The sequence below is a fragment of the Rhodobacter lacus genome (genome assembly GCF_042683065.1).
Taxonomy (GTDB): Bacteria; Pseudomonadota; Alphaproteobacteria; order Rhodobacterales; family Rhodobacteraceae; genus Rhodobacter; species Rhodobacter lacus.
Genome location: NZ_JBHUIX010000002.1, coordinates 84,953 through 104,098, shown reverse-complemented (window position 1 = coordinate 104,098; position 19,146 = coordinate 84,953). Strand labels below are relative to the sequence as shown.

Annotated in this window: 17 protein-coding genes; 10 read left to right on the top strand and 7 right to left on the bottom strand. The window is 67.8% G+C overall.

Going from position 1 to position 19,146, the window contains the following annotated elements; genetic code table 11:
* The first annotated feature begins 63 nt into the window (after window positions 1-63).
* Entirely contained in the window at window positions 64-858 is a 795-nt protein-coding gene (locus tag ACFSM0_RS01225; protein WP_377385956.1) for a protein-disulfide reductase DsbD domain-containing protein, read from the top strand.
* A gap of 3 nt (window positions 859-861) precedes the next feature.
* On the opposite strand, the gene ACFSM0_RS01220 is transcribed toward ACFSM0_RS01225, so the two are convergent.
* From ACFSM0_RS01220 to ACFSM0_RS01210, 3 genes are all read right to left on the bottom strand, one after another.
* Window positions 862-4,302, bottom strand: coding sequence for an efflux RND transporter permease subunit (locus ACFSM0_RS01220; protein ID WP_377385953.1), 3,441 nt, complete (start codon window positions 4,300-4,302; stop codon window positions 862-864).
* A 3-nt stretch (window positions 4,303-4,305) separates the two neighbouring features.
* The gene (locus tag ACFSM0_RS01215) at window positions 4,306-5,775 is read right to left on the bottom strand and encodes an efflux RND transporter periplasmic adaptor subunit (RefSeq protein WP_377385951.1); all 1,470 of its coding nucleotides are present in this window, start codon (window positions 5,773-5,775) and stop codon (window positions 4,306-4,308) included.
* Between the two features lie 168 nt (window positions 5,776-5,943).
* On the bottom strand, window positions 5,944-6,783 hold the full coding sequence (locus ACFSM0_RS01210) for a uracil-DNA glycosylase (protein WP_377385948.1): 840 nt from the start codon (window positions 6,781-6,783) through the stop codon (window positions 5,944-5,946).
* 94 nt (window positions 6,784-6,877) lie between these two features.
* Between ACFSM0_RS01210 and ACFSM0_RS01205 the strand changes: the two genes are divergently transcribed.
* Genes ACFSM0_RS01205 through ACFSM0_RS01180 form a run of 6 tightly spaced genes read left to right on the top strand, consistent with a single transcriptional unit; the run spans window position 6,878 to window position 11,312 of the window.
* Window positions 6,878-7,846, top strand: coding sequence for an aspartate carbamoyltransferase catalytic subunit (locus ACFSM0_RS01205; RefSeq protein ID WP_097068574.1), 969 nt, complete (start codon window positions 6,878-6,880; stop codon window positions 7,844-7,846).
* A complete protein-coding gene (locus tag ACFSM0_RS01200; protein ID WP_097068573.1) occupies window positions 7,839-8,324 on the top strand; it encodes a hypothetical protein in 486 nt (161 codons plus the stop codon). Before ACFSM0_RS01205 ends, ACFSM0_RS01200 begins: the two co-directional genes overlap by 8 nt.
* On the top strand, window positions 8,321-8,947 hold the full coding sequence (locus ACFSM0_RS01195; RefSeq protein WP_377385945.1) for a hypothetical protein: 627 nt from the start codon (window positions 8,321-8,323) through the stop codon (window positions 8,945-8,947). The genes ACFSM0_RS01200 and ACFSM0_RS01195 overlap by 4 nt, the downstream gene beginning before the upstream one ends.
* Window positions 8,944-10,233 carry a dihydroorotase gene (pyrC, locus tag ACFSM0_RS01190; RefSeq protein WP_377385942.1) on the top strand — a complete coding sequence of 430 codons (1,290 nt, stop codon included), beginning with the start codon at window positions 8,944-8,946 and terminating at the stop codon, window positions 10,231-10,233. Before ACFSM0_RS01195 ends, pyrC begins: the two co-directional genes overlap by 4 nt.
* The gene (gene plsY, locus ACFSM0_RS01185; protein WP_377385940.1) at window positions 10,233-10,844 is read left to right on the top strand and encodes a glycerol-3-phosphate 1-O-acyltransferase PlsY; all 612 of its coding nucleotides are present in this window, start codon (window positions 10,233-10,235) and stop codon (window positions 10,842-10,844) included. Before pyrC ends, plsY begins: the two co-directional genes overlap by 1 nt.
* Before the next feature lie 48 nt (window positions 10,845-10,892).
* Window positions 10,893-11,312, top strand: a complete 420-nt coding sequence (locus ACFSM0_RS01180; RefSeq protein ID WP_377385936.1) for a DUF805 domain-containing protein — start codon at window positions 10,893-10,895, stop codon at window positions 11,310-11,312.
* Between the two features lie 144 nt (window positions 11,313-11,456).
* Here ACFSM0_RS01180 and ACFSM0_RS01175 read toward each other — a convergent pair whose 3' ends face one another.
* The 3 genes from ACFSM0_RS01175 to ACFSM0_RS01165 form a co-directional block, all read right to left on the bottom strand.
* A complete protein-coding gene (locus tag ACFSM0_RS01175; RefSeq protein ID WP_377385933.1) occupies window positions 11,457-12,827 on the bottom strand; it encodes a glutamate--cysteine ligase in 1,371 nt (456 codons plus the stop codon).
* 64 nt (window positions 12,828-12,891) lie between these two features.
* The gene (locus tag ACFSM0_RS01170; RefSeq protein WP_377385930.1) at window positions 12,892-13,362 is read right to left on the bottom strand and encodes a hypothetical protein; all 471 of its coding nucleotides are present in this window, start codon (window positions 13,360-13,362) and stop codon (window positions 12,892-12,894) included.
* A 26-nt stretch (window positions 13,363-13,388) separates the two neighbouring features.
* On the bottom strand, window positions 13,389-14,114 hold the full coding sequence (locus ACFSM0_RS01165) for a 16S rRNA (uracil(1498)-N(3))-methyltransferase (RefSeq protein WP_377385927.1): 726 nt from the start codon (window positions 14,112-14,114) through the stop codon (window positions 13,389-13,391).
* 11 nt (window positions 14,115-14,125) lie between these two features.
* Between ACFSM0_RS01165 and ubiA the strand changes: the two genes are divergently transcribed.
* From ubiA to ACFSM0_RS01150, 3 genes are all read left to right on the top strand, one after another.
* Entirely contained in the window at window positions 14,126-15,109 is a 984-nt protein-coding gene (gene ubiA / locus ACFSM0_RS01160) for a 4-hydroxybenzoate octaprenyltransferase (RefSeq protein WP_377385924.1), read from the top strand.
* A 61-nt stretch (window positions 15,110-15,170) separates the two neighbouring features.
* A complete protein-coding gene (locus ACFSM0_RS01155; protein ID WP_377385921.1) occupies window positions 15,171-17,561 on the top strand; it encodes an OmpA family protein in 2,391 nt (796 codons plus the stop codon).
* A gap of 10 nt (window positions 17,562-17,571) precedes the next feature.
* Window positions 17,572-17,907: a cation:proton antiporter gene (locus ACFSM0_RS01150; RefSeq protein ID WP_377385919.1), complete on the top strand. Its 336-nt coding sequence runs from the start codon at window positions 17,572-17,574 to the stop codon at window positions 17,905-17,907.
* Window positions 17,908-17,922: 15 nt separating this feature from the next.
* On the opposite strand, the gene ACFSM0_RS01145 is transcribed toward ACFSM0_RS01150, so the two are convergent.
* Complete coding sequence (locus ACFSM0_RS01145; protein WP_377385916.1) at window positions 17,923-19,125, bottom strand: LysR family transcriptional regulator; 1,203 nt, start codon at window positions 19,123-19,125, stop codon at window positions 17,923-17,925.
* Window positions 19,126-19,146: the final 21 nt, after the last annotated feature.

The window sequence follows — 19,146 nt, the reverse complement described above, 5'->3', positions numbered from 1 at the left end:
TGCCCCGCGTGCTTGGCGCTTTTGTGACTTGGTGCGAGCGGCGCAGAGCGGCTATCGGAAGACATGCGACCGATCCTCACAGCCCTTCCTGCCCTTCTTGCCGCCGCCCTGCCGCTTTGCGCGCAGGAGGCCATGCTGCAGCCCGGGCTTCTGGGCGCCGAGATCCGGCCGGGCTGGAGCGCGCCCGATGGCACGCGGGTGGCCGCCGTGCAACTGCGGCTTGCGCCGGGCTGGAAGACCTATTGGCGGGTGCCCGGTGAGGCCGGGGTGCCGCCGATCCTGCGCTTTGAAGGGTCGGAAAACCTTGCCGGGGTGAGCCTCGTCTGGCCCGCGCCGGATGTGTTTGAGCAAAACGGCATCCGCACGGTGGGCTATCATGACGGGCTGGTGCTGCCGCTCCGGGTCACGCCCAAGGATGCCGCCGCGCCGGTGACGCTGCGCGCAGATCTCGATTTCGGCATCTGCCACGAGATTTGCGTGCCGGTTCACCTTGATCTCTCCGCGCGTCTTGAGGGCCCGGGGGCGCCCGATCCGGTGATCGCCGCGGCGATGGCCACCGCGCCGCGCCGGATCGCCGATCACGCGCGCTGCCACGTTGAGCCGATCCGGGACGGGATGCGGGTGAAGGCCGCCATCGCGCTGCCGCCGATGCCCGGCGAGGTGGCGCTGTTCGAGCTTGCATCGACCCCGATGTGGGTCTCTGACACGCTGCAGCATCGCGAGGGGCCGATGCTGATGGCAAGCGCCGAATTCGTGCCCGAGAGCGGCACGCCCTTCCCGCTTGATCAGGGCGATCTGCGCATCACGGTGGTGAGCGCCGCGGGCGCGGTCCAGATCGACGGTTGCCCCGCCCCTTGAGCGTTACTCCGCCGCGGCCCGGCCAGCCCCGCGCAACAGCCGCGGCGCAAGGGCCCCGGCGGCCAGTGTCACCACAAGGGCGATCCCGACAAACAGGCCCAGCGCCGACATTGTGCCCGTGCCCGCCCAGAGCGCGCGGCCCAGCGTTGCGGCAAAAGCGAGCGCCACAATGGCCGTGGCCGCGCCCAAAACCGTGCGCAGCCGCCGCCCGGCGCCATGCCCGGCCCTGAGGCCGCGGCGCAGCGCCCGCAGTGCGCGGCCAAAATCCTCGCCCACCGCGAGCGCCGCGGGCACCACGATCAGCACGATCACCATGCCAAAGCCCAGCCCGTAGACCAGCGTGATCACCGTCGGCTTGAGGAACAGCGCCGAGGATGAGCGCTCGTAAAGGAGTGGCCCGAGGCCCAGCACCGTTGTCAGCGTGGTCAGCATCACCGGGCGCAGCCGGTCGGCCACCGCATCGACAATCGCCGGGCGCAGCCCGCGCCGCGTGGCGTATTCGTCGATGGTCGAGATCAGCACGATCGCGTCGTTGATGATGATCCCGGTCATGCCGATCAGCCCGACGATGGAGAACATCGACAGCGGCACCCCCCAGTGCCAATGGCCCCAGAAGGCGCCGATCAGCCCGAACGGAATCACCGACATCACCACCAGAGGCCGGGTCCAGGACGAGAAGATCCAGGCGAGGCAGATGTAGATGCCGATCAGCACGAGGGTGAGCCCGAGCATCGCATCGCCCATGAACTCGCGTTCGCGCTCGGCGGCGCCGCCAAGGCTCCAGCTCACGCCATATTCCTCGGCGATGCGCGGCAAGATCACCTGTGTCATCTGCCGCTCGATCTCGTTGGCGCGCTCGGCATTGTCCTCCGAAATGTTCCCCGTCACCTCGACCGAGCGCACGCCATCCTCGCGCCGGATCGTTGAAAAGCCGATGCTGGTGCGCGCCGAGACGATGTCGGAGAGTGGCACCCAAGCGCCTGCGGGCGTGCGCATCTGCATGCGTTCAAGAAAATCGGCGGTCAGCTCTTCCTCCGGCATCTCCACGCGGATTGCCGCCTCGCGCGTGCCATCGGGGAAGGTTGCGGCCTCAATGCCGTTGAGCCGGGCGCGCAATTCGCGCGCGAGCATGTCGATGTCAAAGCCGAGCGCGGCCCCCTGCGGGGTGAGGTCGAGGATCAGCTCTTCCTTGTCATAGGCGAGATTGTCTTCAAGCGCGGAAACCTCGGGGAAGGCGGCAAGCGCGAGCTTGAGATCCTCTGCCGCGTCTTTCAGCACCCGGCTCTCGGCATCGGCGAATTTCACCGAGATGCCGTCCGACGAGGGGCCGGAGTAGAAGGAGCGGAAGCTCAGCTCCTCGATCAGCGGATGCTTTTCCGCCGCGGCCTCGAACCGGGCCAGAAAATCGGCTGAGGAATAGCTGCGGTAATCCTGATCAATCAATTCAATGGTGATCGCGCCAAGAAGATCGGCATCCTTGCCGTCGGCCGAGGCGAGCGAGCGGCCGACCGCGCCGCCGATCTGGGCCACCACATAGGTCACCGGATTGGTGCCGTATTCCTGCTCGTAGCCGGCGCCCACCTGTTCGGCGGCGGCTTGCAGGGCACGCATCTGCGCGAGCGTATCTTCGCGCTTGGCGCCCGCGAGCATGGAGAAGGCGGCTGACACCATGGATTGTTCGGGCGGGCTGAAGAACCGCCATTGCACCGCGCCGCCAACGACGAGCGCGACCGCGGCGAGCATCAGCGAAATGGCGCCCGCCAGCACGGTATAGCGCGCCACCAGCACCATGCGCACGAAGGGCCGCATGATCTGCAGCCGGAACCAGTCAAGCCCGGCGTTCACCTTGCGCGAGGGCCAGTCATACCAGCGTTCCTTGGCGGTATGGGCGAGCGCATGGGCCATGTGGTTGGGCAGGATCAGGAAGCATTCGACGAGCGAGGCAGAGAGCACCGCGATCACCGTCCAGGGGATGTCGGAGACCATCCGCCCCATCGGCCCGCCCATCATGGTGAGCCCGCCAAAGGCGATGATCGAGGTGAGCGAAGAGGCCATCACCGGTGCGAGCATGCGCCGCGCGCCCTGTTCGGCGGCCAGCACCGGATGCTCGCCCAGCGCGCGGGCGCGGAAATCGGCGTGCTCGCCCACCACGATCGCATCGTCAACGACGATCCCGAGCGTCAGGATCAGCGCGAAAATCGAGATCATGTTGAGCGTCATGCCGGCGAGATACATCGCAAAAAGCGCCGCCGCGATGGCGGTGGGAATGCCCATCGCCACCCAAAACGCGGTGCGCGCATTGAGAAAGAGAAAGAGCAGAACCACCACCAGCACAAGGCCCTGCGTGCCGTTGCGCATCAAGAGGTCGAGCCGCGCCTGAATCGCCTCCGAGCGCGAGCGGATCAGGTCCATCGAGGTGGCTGCGGGCAGGGTCGGGCGCATCTGCGCCACGATATCCTCGACCTTGTGCTGCAGCGCGATCGCATCGCCCTCGGCAGAGCGCCCGACGTTGATCGAAATCGCCGGATTGTCGCCCACGTAATAGGCGCGCTCCCGGTTGCCGCCCTCAACGCGCACCCGGGCCACATCGCCCACGCGCAGCAAGGAGCCGTCCTCCTCCTCGCGCAGCACTAGCTCGGAAATGGTGCGCGCCTCGCGCCGCTCCTCGCCGACCCGCACGCGCTGGGCGCCATTGGCCACATCGCCCGCAGGCGAGGTGGCGGCCTCGGCGCCGATCACCGCGGCAATCTCCGTCAGCGTCACATTGTGGCGCATCATCTGCACGGTGGGCAGGTCCACCACCGTTTGCGGCGCGAGGAAGCCTTGAATCGTGGTGCGCGTCACCCCCTCCGCATAGAGCCGGGTGACAAGCTCATCAGCGAGACGCCCGATCTGCTCGGGCGAGAGCGGCCCGGTGATCACCACATCCGTCACCGTGTCGCGCCAGGCGCCGCGCTTGATCTCGGGTTCCTCCGAGGCCTCGGGCAGATCGCCCGCGGTATTGACCGCCTGCTCCACCTCGGAAACGGCGCGGCTCATGTCCCAGCCATCTTCAAAGGTGAGGGTGATCCGCGCCGCGCCCTCGATCGAGCGGCTCTCCGATTCCGACACCCCCTCGACGGCGATCAGCGAGGGTTCGAGCACCTGCACGATGGCGCGGTCGATCTCTTCCGCGCCCGCGCCCTCCCAGACCACCGAGACGGTGACGGTCTCCTCGACCGAGTCGGGGAAGAACTGCGCGCGCATCTTTGGCAGCGTGACCGCGCCTGCGAGCAGCAGCACCACAAGGAGCAGGTTGGCGAGGGTGCGGTGACGGGTGAATAGGGCAATGATCCCGTGTGGTTTTGGGAGCGCCTCGCCGGGGCGGGCAAAGTCGCCCTCGGCATGGGCCGCAACGGCGGCAGAGGTCTGCGGGCCGTCGGTCGCGGGGGGGGGCATGGTCATCGCTCAGCCCCCCATCCGCGCTTCGATCCGCGCGACCACCTCGGCGGGCACTGCCTCCTGATGGAGTTGCGCGAGCAGCCGCGCCTTGGCCTCGGCCCCCATGCGCGTGTTGCGCTCGACCGCGGCGATCAACCTTGCGCGCCGCGCCTCATCAAGCACCACATCGGCCGCCTTCGCCGGCGCGACCGGCGCCCCGCTGGCATCGCGGCGCAGCGGCCGGAGCTTCAGCCCCTCGCCCAGAAGCGGCGTGCGCTCGGCCACCACTTCCTGCCCGCTCGCAAGCTCTGCCGCGCGGATCAGCACATCGTCGCCCTGCCGGTGCACCACCTGCACCGGCACCGCACGAAGCCGCTCCTCTGCGTCGAGCATCAGCACCTTGCCATCGGCCCCCACGGCGGCGGCAGGCAGCAGTGCCACCGCCTCAAGGGCCGGCATCTCAAGCGCGACCGTCACGAAATCGCCCGCCTTGAGGCCCCGCACCGCTTCGAGCCGGGCAAAGACGAGCCGCCCCGCCTGCCCCTCGGACACCGCCGCCCCGGCACGCGCAAGGCGGGCCGGCACGGTGATCCGCCGCTCACCGAGGTCGAGCGAGACCTCGGCGGGCAAGGGCATCAGCCGCCCCTCGGGATCGGTGAGGCGCACATATTGCGCGGTCGACAGGCGGAACGCGACCTCAAGCGTGACCGGGTCGATCAGCGTGGCGAGGATCTCGTTGTTGGAGACGGGCCGCCCCGCGACCGTGCTCACGCCCGACAGCTGGCCCGCAAAATCGGCCCTGATCTCGGTTTCCGCGAGCTTCCGTTCCGCCTCCGAGAGCGCAATCTCGGCGCGACGCAGCGCATTTTTTGCCTGATCGAGCCCGGCCTCGGCAGAGGAGAGGGCGGAGCGTTTCGTCAGCACGGCCTGCTCGGCGGAAGAGAGCGCGAGTTCTGCGGTTTCGATATCGGCAGTGGCGCCAAAGCCGCGCGCGCCAATCGAGCGGGCGCGTTCCAGCGCCGCTTTGCGCAATTCTGCCTGCCGTTGCGCGGCGGCCAGATCGCCCCCGGCGAGATCAAGTGTGCGCCCGGCCAGCGCAAGCGCGGAGTCGGCCTCGGCTTTCGAGGCGCGCGCGGAATCGCGTGCTGCCCGCGCTTCGGCCGGGTCGAGTTGCACCAGGAGCTCGCCCGCCTCGACCGCGCCGCCTTCAACGAAATTGGGCGACAGGGCGAGAAGCGTGCCCGCCGCGGGGGCGCGGATCTCAAGCTCGCGCAGCGTGCGCAAGTCGCCATAGGCGGTCAGAACCGGGCGCCGGGTGCCGAAATCGAGCGTCACCACATTGGCCGCAAAGACCCGCTCCTGGCTCGCATGCAGGCGCCCCGGCGCCTTGGCGCGGGCATCAAGGGCCGATTTCATCGTGACCCCTCCCACCGCCAGCAGCGCCAGCGCGAGCGCGGCAAGGAAAAGCCCGGTAAGAGATCGAACGAGAAAACGCATGTCAGGGTCCTGCAGTCTCTGGCTGGGGCCGCTTGGGCATTGCACGAAAGTAGGAAGGCGGTCGAATTTCACAAGCTTTTGCATGAGAGATACGGGCGCTCCGCGTGATCCCGTCGCATATCACGAAGAATTCATGGAACTCTAATCATTGAAAACGGGCCGGGCCCGTTATTCCAGCCGCGCGCGCAGGCTCAGCAGATCGGCCCAGACGAGGCGCTTGTTGGCAGGCGTGCGCAACAGGTTTGCCGGGTGCAACGTGGGCAGGGCCGGGCGGCCAAAGGCCTCGGTCCAGGTGCCGCGCAACCGGGTGATGCCGCGCGTGCCCAGGGCCGCGGCGCAGGCGGTATTGCCCATCAAGACGATCAGGTCGGGATCGACAAGCGCGACGTGCCGGGCCAGAAACGGCAGCATCTGCGCAATCTCGGCCGGCTCCGGATCACGGTTGCCCGGCGGGCGCCAGGGCAGCACATTCGCAATATAGACCGCGCGCGCCGGGTCCGGGGCGGTGCGCGCGAGGTCTACCGCGGCCAGCATCCGGTCCAGCAATTGCCCGGCGCGGCCCACGAAGGGCTTGCCCTGCAGGTCTTCGTCTCGCCCGGGCGCCTCGCCGATCAGCATCACCCGCGCCTTGGCGGTGCCATCGGCAAAGACGGTGTTGCGCGCGCCCTGCTTGAGCGGGCAGAGATCATAGCTCTCGATTGCGGCGCGCAGCTCCTCAAGCGTGGTGGCCTTTGCCGCGGCCTGCTGCGCCACGGCGACCGGGTCCGGCCCTTCGGCGGCCACGATCCGCACCGGCGGCTGCGGGCGCTCTGCGCGCGGTTGCGGCGCGGGCATGGCGCGTTCGGGCATCGCCAGCCGCTCGGGCAGATCATAGGCATTGACCGGCGCATCGCCCACCGGCTCGCACACACCAAGTTCCAGCATCCACTCCAGCGCCGCGAGCGCGGCCTCGAAGCCGATCTCGGGGGGGCCTGCATGGGCTGCATCTGGGGGCGGGTGAGTCTGCATGGCTCTCTATCGCACGGCGGCCCGACCCGGTCAAAGCCGCTGGACGCACGCCCCCCCTTTTGCCATAAGCAGCCCGACAACATCGGAGGAAGTCATGGCTTTCCGCGCCCGCCATCTTCTGGGGATCGAGCATCTCTCCCCCGAGGATATCCGCACCGTCCTCGACCTCGCCGACCGCTATGTCGACCTCAACCGCCGCACGGTGAAGCGCACCGATGCGCTGGAGGGGATGACGCAGATCAACATGTTCTTCGAGAACTCGACGCGCACGCAGTCGAGCTTCGAGCTGGCCGGCAAGCGGCTCGGCGCCGATGTGATGAACATGTCGATGCAAACCTCGAGCGTGAAAAAGGGCGAAACGCTGATCGACACGGCGCTGACGCTCAATGCGATGCATCCCGACCTTCTGGTGGTGCGGCACGGCGCTTCGGGCGCGGTCGATCTGCTCGCGCAAAAGGTCAATTGCGCGGTGGTGAACGCGGGCGACGGCAAGCACGAGCACCCGACTCAGGCGCTGCTCGATGCGCTCACGATTCGCCGCGCCAAGGGCCGGATTCAGCGGCTGACCGTGGCGATTTGCGGCGATGTCGCTCATAGCCGGGTGGCGCGCTCGAACCTGCTTTTGCTTGGCAAGATGGAAAACCGGGTGCGCCTGATCGGCCCGCCGACGCTGATGCCCTCGGGCTTCGATCAGATCGGCGCCGAGGTCTATCAAGATATGCGCGAGGGGCTGCGCGACGCCGATGTGGTGATGATGCTGCGGCTCCAACGCGAGCGGATGGACGGCGGCTTCATCCCCTCGGAGCGCGAATATTTCCACCGCTACGGGCTTGATGCGGAAAAGCTGAGCTTTGCGAAAGAGGATGCGATTGTCATGCACCCCGGGCCGATGAACCGCGGCGTGGAGATCGACGGCACGATTGCCGACGACATCCACCGCTCGGTGATTCAGGAGCAGGTGGAGATGGGCGTGGCGGTGCGCATGGCGGTGATGGATCTCTTGGCACAGAACCTGCGCGCAGAGCGGGGCCGGGCCGCGCTTTCGGAGGCGGTCGATGTCTGAGATGCGGCGCGATCCGGTTCTGAACTATCGCCCCGGCGCAGAAAGCGAACTGCCCCTTGAGCCGGGCGAGACCGTCTCTGACGTGTTCGGCCCCGATCTGCGCCGCTACTGGATGGACCATCTCGTTCTTGGCGGGCTGGGCGCGGTGCTCGTCTCTGCGGTGCTGATCTGGCTTGGCAAGCTCGATCAGGTGCTGGTCGCGGTGATTGCGATCCTCGTCGGCATGGCGCTCCGCGCGCTTTATTTCCGCTCCGAAGCCTTTGCCCGGCGCTGGCAGCTGACCGACCGGCGCCTGATCGGCCCGCAGGGGCGGCAGGTGATGCTGCTCGAAATCGAGACCGTGCGCGCGCTGATGGGCGATGTGCAGATCGTCACGAAAGCGGGTGACAAGCACCTGATCCGGCATCTGGCCGAGGCGGCGCCGGTGATGGCCGCAATCGAGGCGGCGCGCGCCGCCCGTGCCCGGAGCCGCCGATGAGACCACCCCGCGCCCCCACCCGGGCCGAGCGGGAGGCTGCCGCACAGGCCGCACCGGTGCGGCTTTCCGAGCCGCCGCCGCCGATGCCCGCCCCTGCCGTGCAGGGGCCCGCGGGCTGGGACGGCATCCTGCAGCCCGGCGAGCAGATCTTGTGGCGCGGACAGCCGATCCGCCGCATCCGCTGGGGCAAGCTGGTGGCTGGCGTCGTGTTTGCGCTTGGCTTTTGCGGCATCGGCGGCGCACTCAGCCTTGCTGCGGCCCGCGAGGGGAGCCTGTTCTGGCTGGTCGGGCTCGTGCTTTGCCTCCTTGGCATCGCGGCGCTTGTCGTGACGCTTCTTGATGAGCGGATGCGGCGCAACGACACGTTCTTTACCCTCTCCGACCGCGCCGCCTATATCGCGCGGCGCCATTGGGCGAAGGGCCGGGTGCTTGAGAGCTGGCCGATCCGCGCGGGCATGGAGATCGCGCTTCAGGGCGGAGACAAGGCCGGCGACGTGATCTTTGCCAGCCGCACCACGGGGCGCGGCAAGGAGGCCGAGATCGAGCCGGTCGGCTTTTTCGATATCATCGGAGCGCCGGAGGTTTTCGCGCTCCTCAAACATGCAAGGGATGCGCGCGAATGACGCTGTTTTTGCAAGATGCCCGGCTGATCGACCCCGAAGCCGAGGGGGAAACCACCGCGAATCTCGTGATCGACGGTGGTATCATCGCGGCGATCGGGCAGATGCAGGCCCCCGCCGGAGCCGAGGTGATCGACTGCGGCGGCAAATGCCTGGCGCCGGGCATCATCGACATCGGCGTGAAGATCGGCGAGCCGGGCGAGCGCCACCGCGAGAGCTTCCGCACCGCGGGGCAGGCGGCGGCGCGCGGCGGCGTCACCACGATGATCGCGCGGCCCGATACGCTGCCCGCCATCGACACGCCCGAGATGCTCGAATTCGTCACCCGCCGCGCCGCCGAGGTGCCGGTGCGCATCCGCCACATGGCCGCGCTGACCAAGGGCCGCGAGGGCCGCGAGATGACCGAGATCGGCTTTCTGATGGATGCGGGCGCCGTCGCCTTTTCCGACGTGTTCCATGTCACCACCGATACCAAGGTGCTCAGCCGCGCCTTCACCTATGCCAAGAGCCTTGGCGCGCTGGTGATCGGCCATCCGCAGGAGCCGGGCCTCTCGCAGGGCGCCGCCGCTACCTCGGGGAAATTCGCAAGCCTGCGCGGCCTGCCCGGCGTCAGCCCGATTGCCGAACAGATGGGGCTCGACCGCGATCTCGCGCTCGTCGAGGTGACCGGGGTGCGCTACCACGCCGACCAGATCACCACCGCCCGCGCGCTGCCTGCGCTGGCGCGCGCCCGCGCGGCAGGGCTTGCGGTGACCGCGGGCGTCTCGGTGCATCACCTGACGCTGAACGAATTCGACGTGGGCGATTACCGCACCTTCTTCAAGCTCACGCCGCCCTTGCGCAGCGAGGATGACCGCCGCGCCATGGTCGAGGCGGTGGCCTCCGGCGCCATCGACATCATCTGTTCGATGCACACGCCGGCGGATGAAGAGAGCAAACGGCTGCCCTTCGAGGAGGCGGCGGCGGGCGCGGTCGGGCTGGAAACGCTGTTCCCCGCGGCGCTGCGGCTTTATCACGCAGGAAGCCTCTCGCTGTCGCAGATTTTCCGCGCCCTGGCGCTCAACCCGGCGCGGCTGCTCGGGCTGCCGCAGGGCCGTATCTGTGAGGGCGCGCCAGCAGATCTCGTGCTCTTTGACCCGGATGCGCCCTTTGTTCTGGACCGCTTCCAGCTCGCCTCGAAATCCAAGAACACCCCCTTTGACGGCGCAAAAATGAGCGGGAAGGTGCTTGCCACTTTCGTCGCCGGGGTGCAGGTTTTCGGGCAGGTGGCGCAGGACTCGGGGGAGTAATGGCAGATCTGCACGCGGGAGCCGCGCTCCTTTTGGCGGTGGCGGGCTTGGGCTATCTGCTCGGCTCGGTGCCTTTTGGCGTGGTCATCACGAAGCTCATGGGGCTGGGCGATCTGCGCCAGATCGGCTCGGGCAATATCGGCGCCACCAATGTGCTGCGCACCGGCAACAAGGCGGCCGCGGCGGCAACGCTGGTGCTTGATGGCGCCAAGGGGGCGGTCGCGGTGCTGCTCGCGCGGCTGATCCTTGGCAGCGAAACAGCGGCGATTGTCGCCGGGGGGGCGGCGTTTCTCGGCCATCTTTATCCGGTCTGGCTGAAGTTCAAGGGCGGCAAGGGGGTTGCAACCTTCCTTGGCACGCTGATCGCGCTGCATTGGGTGCTGGGCCTCGCGGCCTGCGGTGCCTGGCTTCTGGCGGCGGTGGTCGGGCGGATCTCGTCCGCCTCGGCACTCTTTGCCGCGGCGGCCTCCGTGCCGCTCGCCTGGGCGCTCTCCGATCAGGCGTTGATGCCGATCTGCGCGCTGATGGCGGTTTTGATCTTCTGGCGCCACCGCGCCAATATCTTGCGCATCGTCGCGGGAACCGAACCGCGGATCGGCAAGAAGGCTTGAAGTTCCCGCCATCCGGGCGCCTGATGAGATGTCATTCGGGAGGCAAGGATGGATTTCTTCACCGCCATAAAGACCTGCTTTCGCAATTACGCCGGCTTTCGTGGCCGTGCGCCCCGGTCCGAATTCTGGTGGTTCGGGCTCTTTTTCTTCATCGGCTCGGCCCTTCTGGCCATGATCGAGACGCGCTTTCTTGGCTTTGGCGCGGTGGAGCGTGTTCCGGGGGGCTGGGCATGGCAGTCAAATGGCGGCCCGCTGACAGGGCTGTTCGCGCTGGGCATGGTTGTTCCCTTGCTCGCCGTTGCGGTGCGGCGCCTGCATGATCTGGGCAAATCGGGCTGGTGGCTGCTGATCTCGCTCGTGCCGTTTTTCGGCACGCTGGTGCTGCTCTATTTCTACGTGCAGCCCTCGCAGCCCGGCCCGAACGCTTTCGGCCCGGCGCCGGACCGCAGCCCGCCGCCCCTGCCGTGACGAAAGGGGGCGCTGCCCCCTCGGCTTCGCCTCACCCCCCGGGATATTTGAGCAAAGTCGAAGGAACCTGTCGGCTTCGACTTTGTGCAAATATCCCGGGGGGAATTGCCGCGCAGCGGCAAGGGGGGCAGCGCCCCCGCTCCCTCAGTAACAGAACTCGCCGTAGATCCGGCTCAGATCGCCCTTCCAGGGGCCATTGTATTTATCGAGCAGGCGGTCGGCGGGCACCTTGCCGGTGTCGATGCTTTCTTCGAGCGCATTGAGGAAATAGGTCTCGTCGGGAATGAGCCCGCCCGCGCCCGGAAGCGCGCGCGCAGCCAGGCCCGCTTTCGAGATCGCCACCACTTCGCGGGCAAGATCATGCATGCGAATCCCGTTCACCTCGGCTTGCAGCGCATCCTTTGCCGCCGCCACGCGCAGCCCCTCGCGGGTTTCGGCATCCCAGCCCTTCACCAGATCCCAGGCGGCATCGAGCGCGCCTTGATCATACATCAGCCCGACCCAGAGCGCGGGCAGCGCGCAAAGCCGCCGCCACGGGCCGCCATCGGCACCGCGCATCTCGATGTATTTCTTCACCCGTGCCTCGGGGAAGACCGTGGTCATATGGTCCGCCCAATCCGAAAGCGTCGGCTTTTCGCCCGGCAGTGCGGGCAGTTGACCCTTCAGGAAGTCGCGGAAACTTTGCCCGAGCGCGTTGATGTATTTGCCGTCGCGATAGACGAAATACATCGGCACATCGAGCACGTAATCAACGTAGCGCTCATAGCCCATGCCCTCTTCGAAGAAGAAGGGCAGCATGCCGGTGCGCGCGGCATCGAGGTTTTGCCAGATATGGCCGCGCCAGGATTTCATGCCGTTCGGCTTGCCATCGAGGAAGGGAGAGTTGGCGAAAAGCGCGGTGGCCACGGGCTGCAGCGCCAGCGCCACGCGCATCTTTTGCACCATGTCCGCCTCGGAGGCGAAGTCGAGGTTCACCTGCACCGTGCAGGTGCGGAACATCATTGTCTTGCCCATGGTGCCGACGCTGTCCATGTAGCTTTTCATCAGCCGATAGCGGCCCTTCGGCATCATCGGCATCTCCGCCTCGCGCCATTCGGGGGCGGCGCCAAGGCCGATGAACTGCGCGCCGATCCGGTCGGCGATGCGATGCACCTCGGTGAGGTGTTCGTTCACCTCCTGACAGGTCTGGTGCAGCGTTTCGAGCGGCGCGCCGGAAAGCTCCAGCTGCCCGCCCGGTTCAAGGCTGACATTGGCGCCGTTGCGGGTGAGGCCGATGATATTGCCCTCTTCCCGCACCGGCTCCCAGCCGAACACCTCGGCCAGCCCTTCGAGCATGGCGCGGATCGAGCGGGGGCCATCATAGGGCAGCGGTTTCAGCACATCGCGGCAATAGCCGAACTTTTCATGCTCGGTGCCGATGCGCCAGTCTGCCTTCGGCTTCTCGCCCGAGGCGATATATTCGGCGAGTTGCGAATAGTCTTCGATCGGGCCGCCGCCCTGTTGCGGAATGGACATGGGGGCACCTCTTGCGCTGGTTGGTGCCACAGGTGGCGCGCAGGCCCGGGCAAGTCAAGCCGGATCAGTCGCGCCGCTGCCACAGGCTCTGTGCGGCAATGCGGGAAGAGAGCGCGGCGCTGAGGCGGCCAAGCTCGATTCCGGGCAGCGTGGCGAAGGCATCAAAGAGCTTTTCGGCGCCAGCCGCGGCGACAGGGATCAGCAGCGCCTGACCGTCGCGGCTCTTGAGCCGCCAGCAGGGCGCGCCGTTCAGATGGAGGAGCCGGATCTCGATCAGATCGGCCAGCGCCATATAGCCGCCGAGCGTGGCGCCGCCGGAGCCATAATAGCCGATCCGCCCCTCGTCGAGGTCGACCACGCCGGGGGCGGCGACGGGGCGGGCAAAGCGCGTGCGGCGCCACGCCAGAAGCGCCCATGCGCCACACAGAACCGCCAGGCCAAGCCCCAAAACGGCAAGCAGCCAGCCGCCGCGGCTGGCGATCCAGAGCGCGAGGCCGAGACAGAGCCCGGCCGCGAGCGTTTCGCGATGCTGCATGAGGTGGGCCCGCAGCTCGGGCCGAATCACCGCCAGTCCCCCAGCGCGGATTGCCACAGCGTGATCGCCGCGCAGGCGGCAGTATCGGCGCGCAGGATGCGCGGCCCGAGCGAGACGGGGGTGACAAAATCGCACCCGCGCAGGCGCGCGCGCTCCGGCTCGGAAAAGCCGCCCTCGGGCCCGATCAGGATCGCCCAAGGGCCGGGGGCGAACCCGGCCAGCGTCTCGGCGGGGCCGACGCGCGATTCGTCGCCCCAAAGGATGCGGCGCGCCGGATCCCAGTCCTGCAGCACTTTCGCGAGCGGCTGCAAATCGCGGACTTCGGGCACATAGGTGCCAAGGCATTGCTCGGCGGCCTCAAGCGCATGGGCCTGAAGCCGGTCTTGCCGGATCCTTTGCGCATTGGTGAACTCGGTCTGCACCGGCAGGATTTTCGCGCAGCCCAACTCCGCCGCCTTCTCGACGATGAAATCGGTGCGCTCCTTCCTGATCGGGGCAAACAGAAGCCACAGATCGGGCGGATCAAGTTGCGGCGCGGCCTGACCGAGGCAGAGAAGGCGGCCCGTTTTTTTTGCCGCCTCGACCACCTCGCCGGTCCATTCGCCATCGCGCCCGTTGAACAGCGCGACCCGCGCGCCAAGGCCCAGCCGCATCACCGAAAACAGGTAATGCGCCTGATCGGCGGTCAGGGGCACGGCTTGCCCCTCCCCCAACGGGTGCTCTACACAGAGTCGTATCTTCGCGCGTTCCATGGGGGGAGACTATGACCGGCAACAGCGAAATGCCAGAGGCCCAGATCGCCGGCGGCGTGGCAGGGCAGGTGGCCGATGCCTATCGCGGCAATTGGGTCGATCATCTCGCGCCAGCGTTTGCGCGCCCCTATCTGCGGCTTGCGCGTGCCGACCGGCCGATTGGCACTTGGCTTTTGCTTTTGCCCTGCTGGTGGAGCATCTCCCTTGCTGCCGCGACCGACGGGTTCCGGCTCTTCGATCTCTGGCTTGCCATCGGCTGCGCGATTGGCGCGTTTTTGATGCGCGGCGCGGGCTGCACCTGGAACGACATCACCGACCGCGATTTTGATGGCCGCGTGGCGCGCACGCGCTCGCGCCCGATCCCCTCGGGGCAGGTAACGGTGAAGCAGGCGGTGGGCTTCATGGTGGCGCAGACTGCGCTTGCCGCGCTGATTCTCTTCACCTTCAACTGGGCGGCGATCGGCATGGGGGTGCTCGCGCTCTTGCCTGTTGCGATCTACCCGTTTGCCAAGCGCTTCACATGGTGGCCGCAGGCCTTCCTTGGCATCGCCTTCAACTGGGGGGCGCTTCTGGGCTGGGTGGCCCATACCGGCAGCCTTTCCTGGGCGGCGGTGCTGCTCTACCTCTCGGGCATGATCTGGACGCTTTTTTACGACACGATCTACGCCCATCAGGACAAGGAAGATGACGCGCTGATCGGGGTAAAATCCACCGCGCGGCTGTTTGGCACCCATACGCCGCGCTGGCTGGGCGTGTTTCTTGTGCTCACGGTGACGCTGATGACGGGCTCCGTGCTCACGGCCCTTTTGCCGCTTGGCAACCCGTTTGCCCTCGCGCTTGGCATCTGCGCGCCCTGGGCGATGGGCTGGCACATGCTGGGCCAGCTGCGCAAGCTTGACATCGACAATGCGGATATTTGCCTGAGCCTGTTTCGCAAAAGCCGCGACACCGGGCTCTTGGCTGCGCTGTTTCTTGCCGCCTCGGCAATCGTGTGATTGATCCCCGGCGCCCCGCCCCGTAAGAGAGACCGACCCGAAAGGGAGGAGGCCAAGGACCATGCGCGCCCGCATCACCGCCCTGACCATCGCCATTTTCGTCTTCGCGCTGGTGGCTTTTGCCTTTGTCGCGGGCGGTTCGGCGACGATCATCGAACAACGCTCGCGCAAGGCGGTGCGGCTCGCCCTTGAGGCCGGAGGCCAATCCTGGGTGCAGGTCCATACCGATGGGCTTTTGGTCAATCTTGTTGGCACCGCGCCAAGCGAGGCAGAGCGGTTTCGCGCGCTCACCATCGTTTCCACCGTGGTCGACAGCTCCCGCATCGTCGACAATACCGATGCCGAGGTGGTCAAGCCGATCGCGCCGCCTGCCTTTTCGCTGCAAATGCTGCGCAATGATGAAGGGATCTCGCTCATCGGCCTTGTGCCCAAGGGCACCGACCGGGAGGCCTTGCTCAAGCGGCTCGATGGGCTTGCGGGCGAAGGCAAGGTGACCGACATGCTTGAGAGCGCGGATTACCCGGTGCCCGCGGGCTGGGCGCCAGCGCTCGCTTTCGGCCTTGAGACGCTGGAGGCACTGCCGCGCGCCAAAGTCTCGATCGACCCCGGCCATATCGCGGTTGAGGCGATCACCGACAGCCCCGAGGAAAAGGCCCGCGTCGAGGCGGATCTGAAGCGCGAGCGCCCCGCCGATGTGCGGCTTGATGCAGAGATCGCCGCGCCGCGCCCGGTGATCACCCCCTTCACGCTGCGGTTCCTGATTGATGCGGAGGGCGCGCGCTTTGATGCCTGCTCCGCCGATACCACCCGCGCGCGGACCCGCATTCTGGCGGCGGCCCGGCTTGCCGGGGCCAAGGGCGATCTCGATTGCACCATCGGCATGGGCACGCCCTCGCCGCAATGGGCCGATGCGGTGGTCAAGGCGCTCGGCGCGCTCAAGGATCTTGGCGCGGGCACGGTGACGTTCTCGGATGCCGATGTGGCGCTGGTTGCAGCAGAGGGCACGGACCCGGCGCAATTCGATACTGTGGTGGGCGAGCTTGAATCGAACCTGCCCGACGTGTTCTCGCTCAAGGCCGAGCTGACGAAAAAGGCAGAGGCGGGCGATGCCGTGCCGGTCTTCTCGGCGCTCTTGCGCGAGGATGGCCATGTGGTGCTGCGCGGCCGGGTGGGGGGCGAACGCGCCCGCGCGGCGGTGGAGAGCTTTGCGCGCGCGCAATTCGGGGCCGAGGCGGTTTACACGGCGACCCGGCTCGACCCGAATCTGCCGGAGGGCTGGCCGGTGCGCACCCTTTCCGCCCTGGAGGCGCTGCGGTTGATGCACGACGGCATGGTGAGCGTGACGCCGGATCTGATCCGGCTGACCGGCATCACCGGTGACCGTCAGGCCTCCGACAAGGCGGCGCGGCTCTTTGCGCAGCGGCTGGGCGAAGAGGCGCAGATCGCGCTGTCGGTAAAATATGACAAGCGGCTCGATGAAACGCTCGCGCTGCCCGACGGGGCGGAATGCGTGCGCCGCCTCAATGCGGTGTTGCAAGACAACAAGGTGACGTTCGAGCCCGCCTCCGCGACGATCCCCGAGAGCGCCGCGCCGCAGCTGGAGGCGCTCGCCAAGGCAATGAAGCAATGCCAGGATTTCCGCATGGAAGTGGCCGGGCATACCGACAGCCAGGGCAGCGAGGAGGGCAACCTCAAGCTCAGCCAGAACCGCGCCGAGGCGGTGCTTGAGGCGCTGCGCGCGCGCCGCGTGCTCACCCGCAATCTGGTGGCGAAGGGCTATGGCGAGGCGCAGCCGATTGCCGACAACAGCACCGAAGAAGGGCGCGAGGCGAACCGGCGCATCGAATTTGTGCTGCTCGATGCCACGCCCGTGGGCGAGGATGTGCCGGTCGATCTGCCCGTTTCCGAAGATGCGCTGAGCGCTGAACCGGTCGAGGCGGCCCCCGAGGCGGTGTTCGACGAGAGCGGTTTTGTCGATGCGCCGATGGAAGATGCGCATGGCGAGCCGATGCCCGAGCCGAGTGACGCCGCGCCTGCAGAGGCGCCCGCAGCGCAAGCTACGGAACCTGCCACAGACGCCGGGCCTGCAGAGGCCGCGCCTGCAGAGGCCGCACCTGTGGAGACTGCGCCCGAGGCGGCCCCCGTTCCCGCAGACTCCGAGCCCGAAAGCGCCGCGCCAGAGGCGCCCGCTGCCGCCCCTGAAGCTGCAACGCCCGAAGCTGCCGCGCCCGAAACCGCGCCCGAGCCTTCAGAGCCCGCGGTTGAGGCGGGCGCGGAGCCTGCGGCCCCCGAGGCGGCCCAGACGCCGCCCACCCAGACGCCGCCCACCCAGACGCCGCCCGCCGAGGCCGCCCCCGTCGAGGCCGCGCCCGGCATCCCCGTTCTGCCCGGCGCAGAGGCGCCCGGGCGTCCGAAACCGCGCCCCGCAGGGCTTGGCCCCGCGCAAGACTGAGGAGACCGGCATGAACAGAACCGAATTTGTCATCGCCACGGCGATCATCCTGTTCCTCGCCTTTTGTCTGGGCTGGTTCGCGTCTTGGCTCATTCATCGGCTGACCCGGGTGAGCGCCGCCGACATGGGCGAGCTTGAGCAGATGGCGCAGGCGCTGCATGAGGCGGAGGAACTGCGCGATCAGGCGATAGCCTATGCCAACGGGCGCGAGGCGGAGCTTGTCAATCAGCTCAACCAGAGCGAGGCAGAGTTGCGCGCCGCGATGGACGGGCTGCGCGATGCGCGCCACGAGGCCGAGGAATTGCGCGCCTATATCGAGCGGATGCAGGCCGGGCGCACGAGCTGATCCGGCCCGCGCCGCTCACTCTTGCGCTGTGCAGTCCGGCGCTGCCGCGTTTTGCAATTCCTGTGCGATCAACGCCACGATCCGGCGCGGCTTTCCGGTGTTGCGCCATGTCAGCATCAGCCGCTGGTCGTAGCGGGGCGGCAAAAGGATGTGGCGGTCGGAAAAGAAATCTTGCGCCACATGTTGCGGCAGCACGCTCAGATAGCCCCCCGCCACCAGCACATTGACGATGATCGGCAGCGAGTCGATTTCCACGATCTGCGCCGCGCTGCGCCAGTCTGCCCCCAGTTGCGCTTCCCAAAATGCCTCGGCGCGCTGGCGCAACCCGCTGCGGCGTGATTGCAGCACGAGCGGGTGGCTTTCCAAAAGCGCGCGCAGCTTGGCGCGGTCCGGCATCGCATCGCCCGGCGCAGAGGTGGCGGGCAGGCCGCAAAGTGCCACCGGAGAGCGCTGCAATTCGACCTGATTGTAATAGCGGTCATCCAGCCGTGCATCGAGGAACACACAGTCGAACCGGCCACTGTCGAGCCCGCTGAGCAGATCTTCGGCGAGGGTCGAGACAAGGCTGAAGGGCAGGGCGTGGCCCTCGCGCAGGCGCCGGATCAACCCGCCGAGCATCTGGGAAAGGGCGCCGTCGGGCGTGGCGGGGATCACCGAGCCCAGGCTGACGGGGCGCAGGCGGCGTGCCGGGGCGGGGGCGCGACCGGGGTTGCGCAACGCCTGCCAGTCTGCCTCAAGCGCGCTGACGCGGGTTTCAAAGGTTTGCCCCGCGGCGCTGGCGGTCAGCCCGGCATCGTCGCGCAGGGCAAGCGAGACGCCGAGCACCGCCTCGACCATCGCAACCTGCCGGGAGAGTTGCGGCTGACCAAGGCCGAGCGCGCGCGCCGCGCTGCGGATCGAGCCGCGGCGCAGCGCCTCGGCGGTGCGAAACAGCGTTTCGAGCGCAAGCGCGCGTTCGGGCACGGTGGGGCCGGGGTGGGCATGCAGCGCCCGCAGCCCCGCCGCGAGCCGCCCCAGCAGGGGCAGCGCCCGCCGCCCCTCAAGTGTCAGCGCCAGACCATCGGTATTGCGCCGCGCCAGCGTGACCGCAAGCGCCTCCTCAAGCCGCCGCAGCGCGAGGCTGCAGGTGGAGGCGGGCTGGCGCGTCTCGCGCGCGGCCAGTCGGATGCTGCCCAGCCGTAACGCCGCCTCTGCAAGGATGAGACTCGAACTGCGCATTTTTCCGCCAGTGCCACTGCA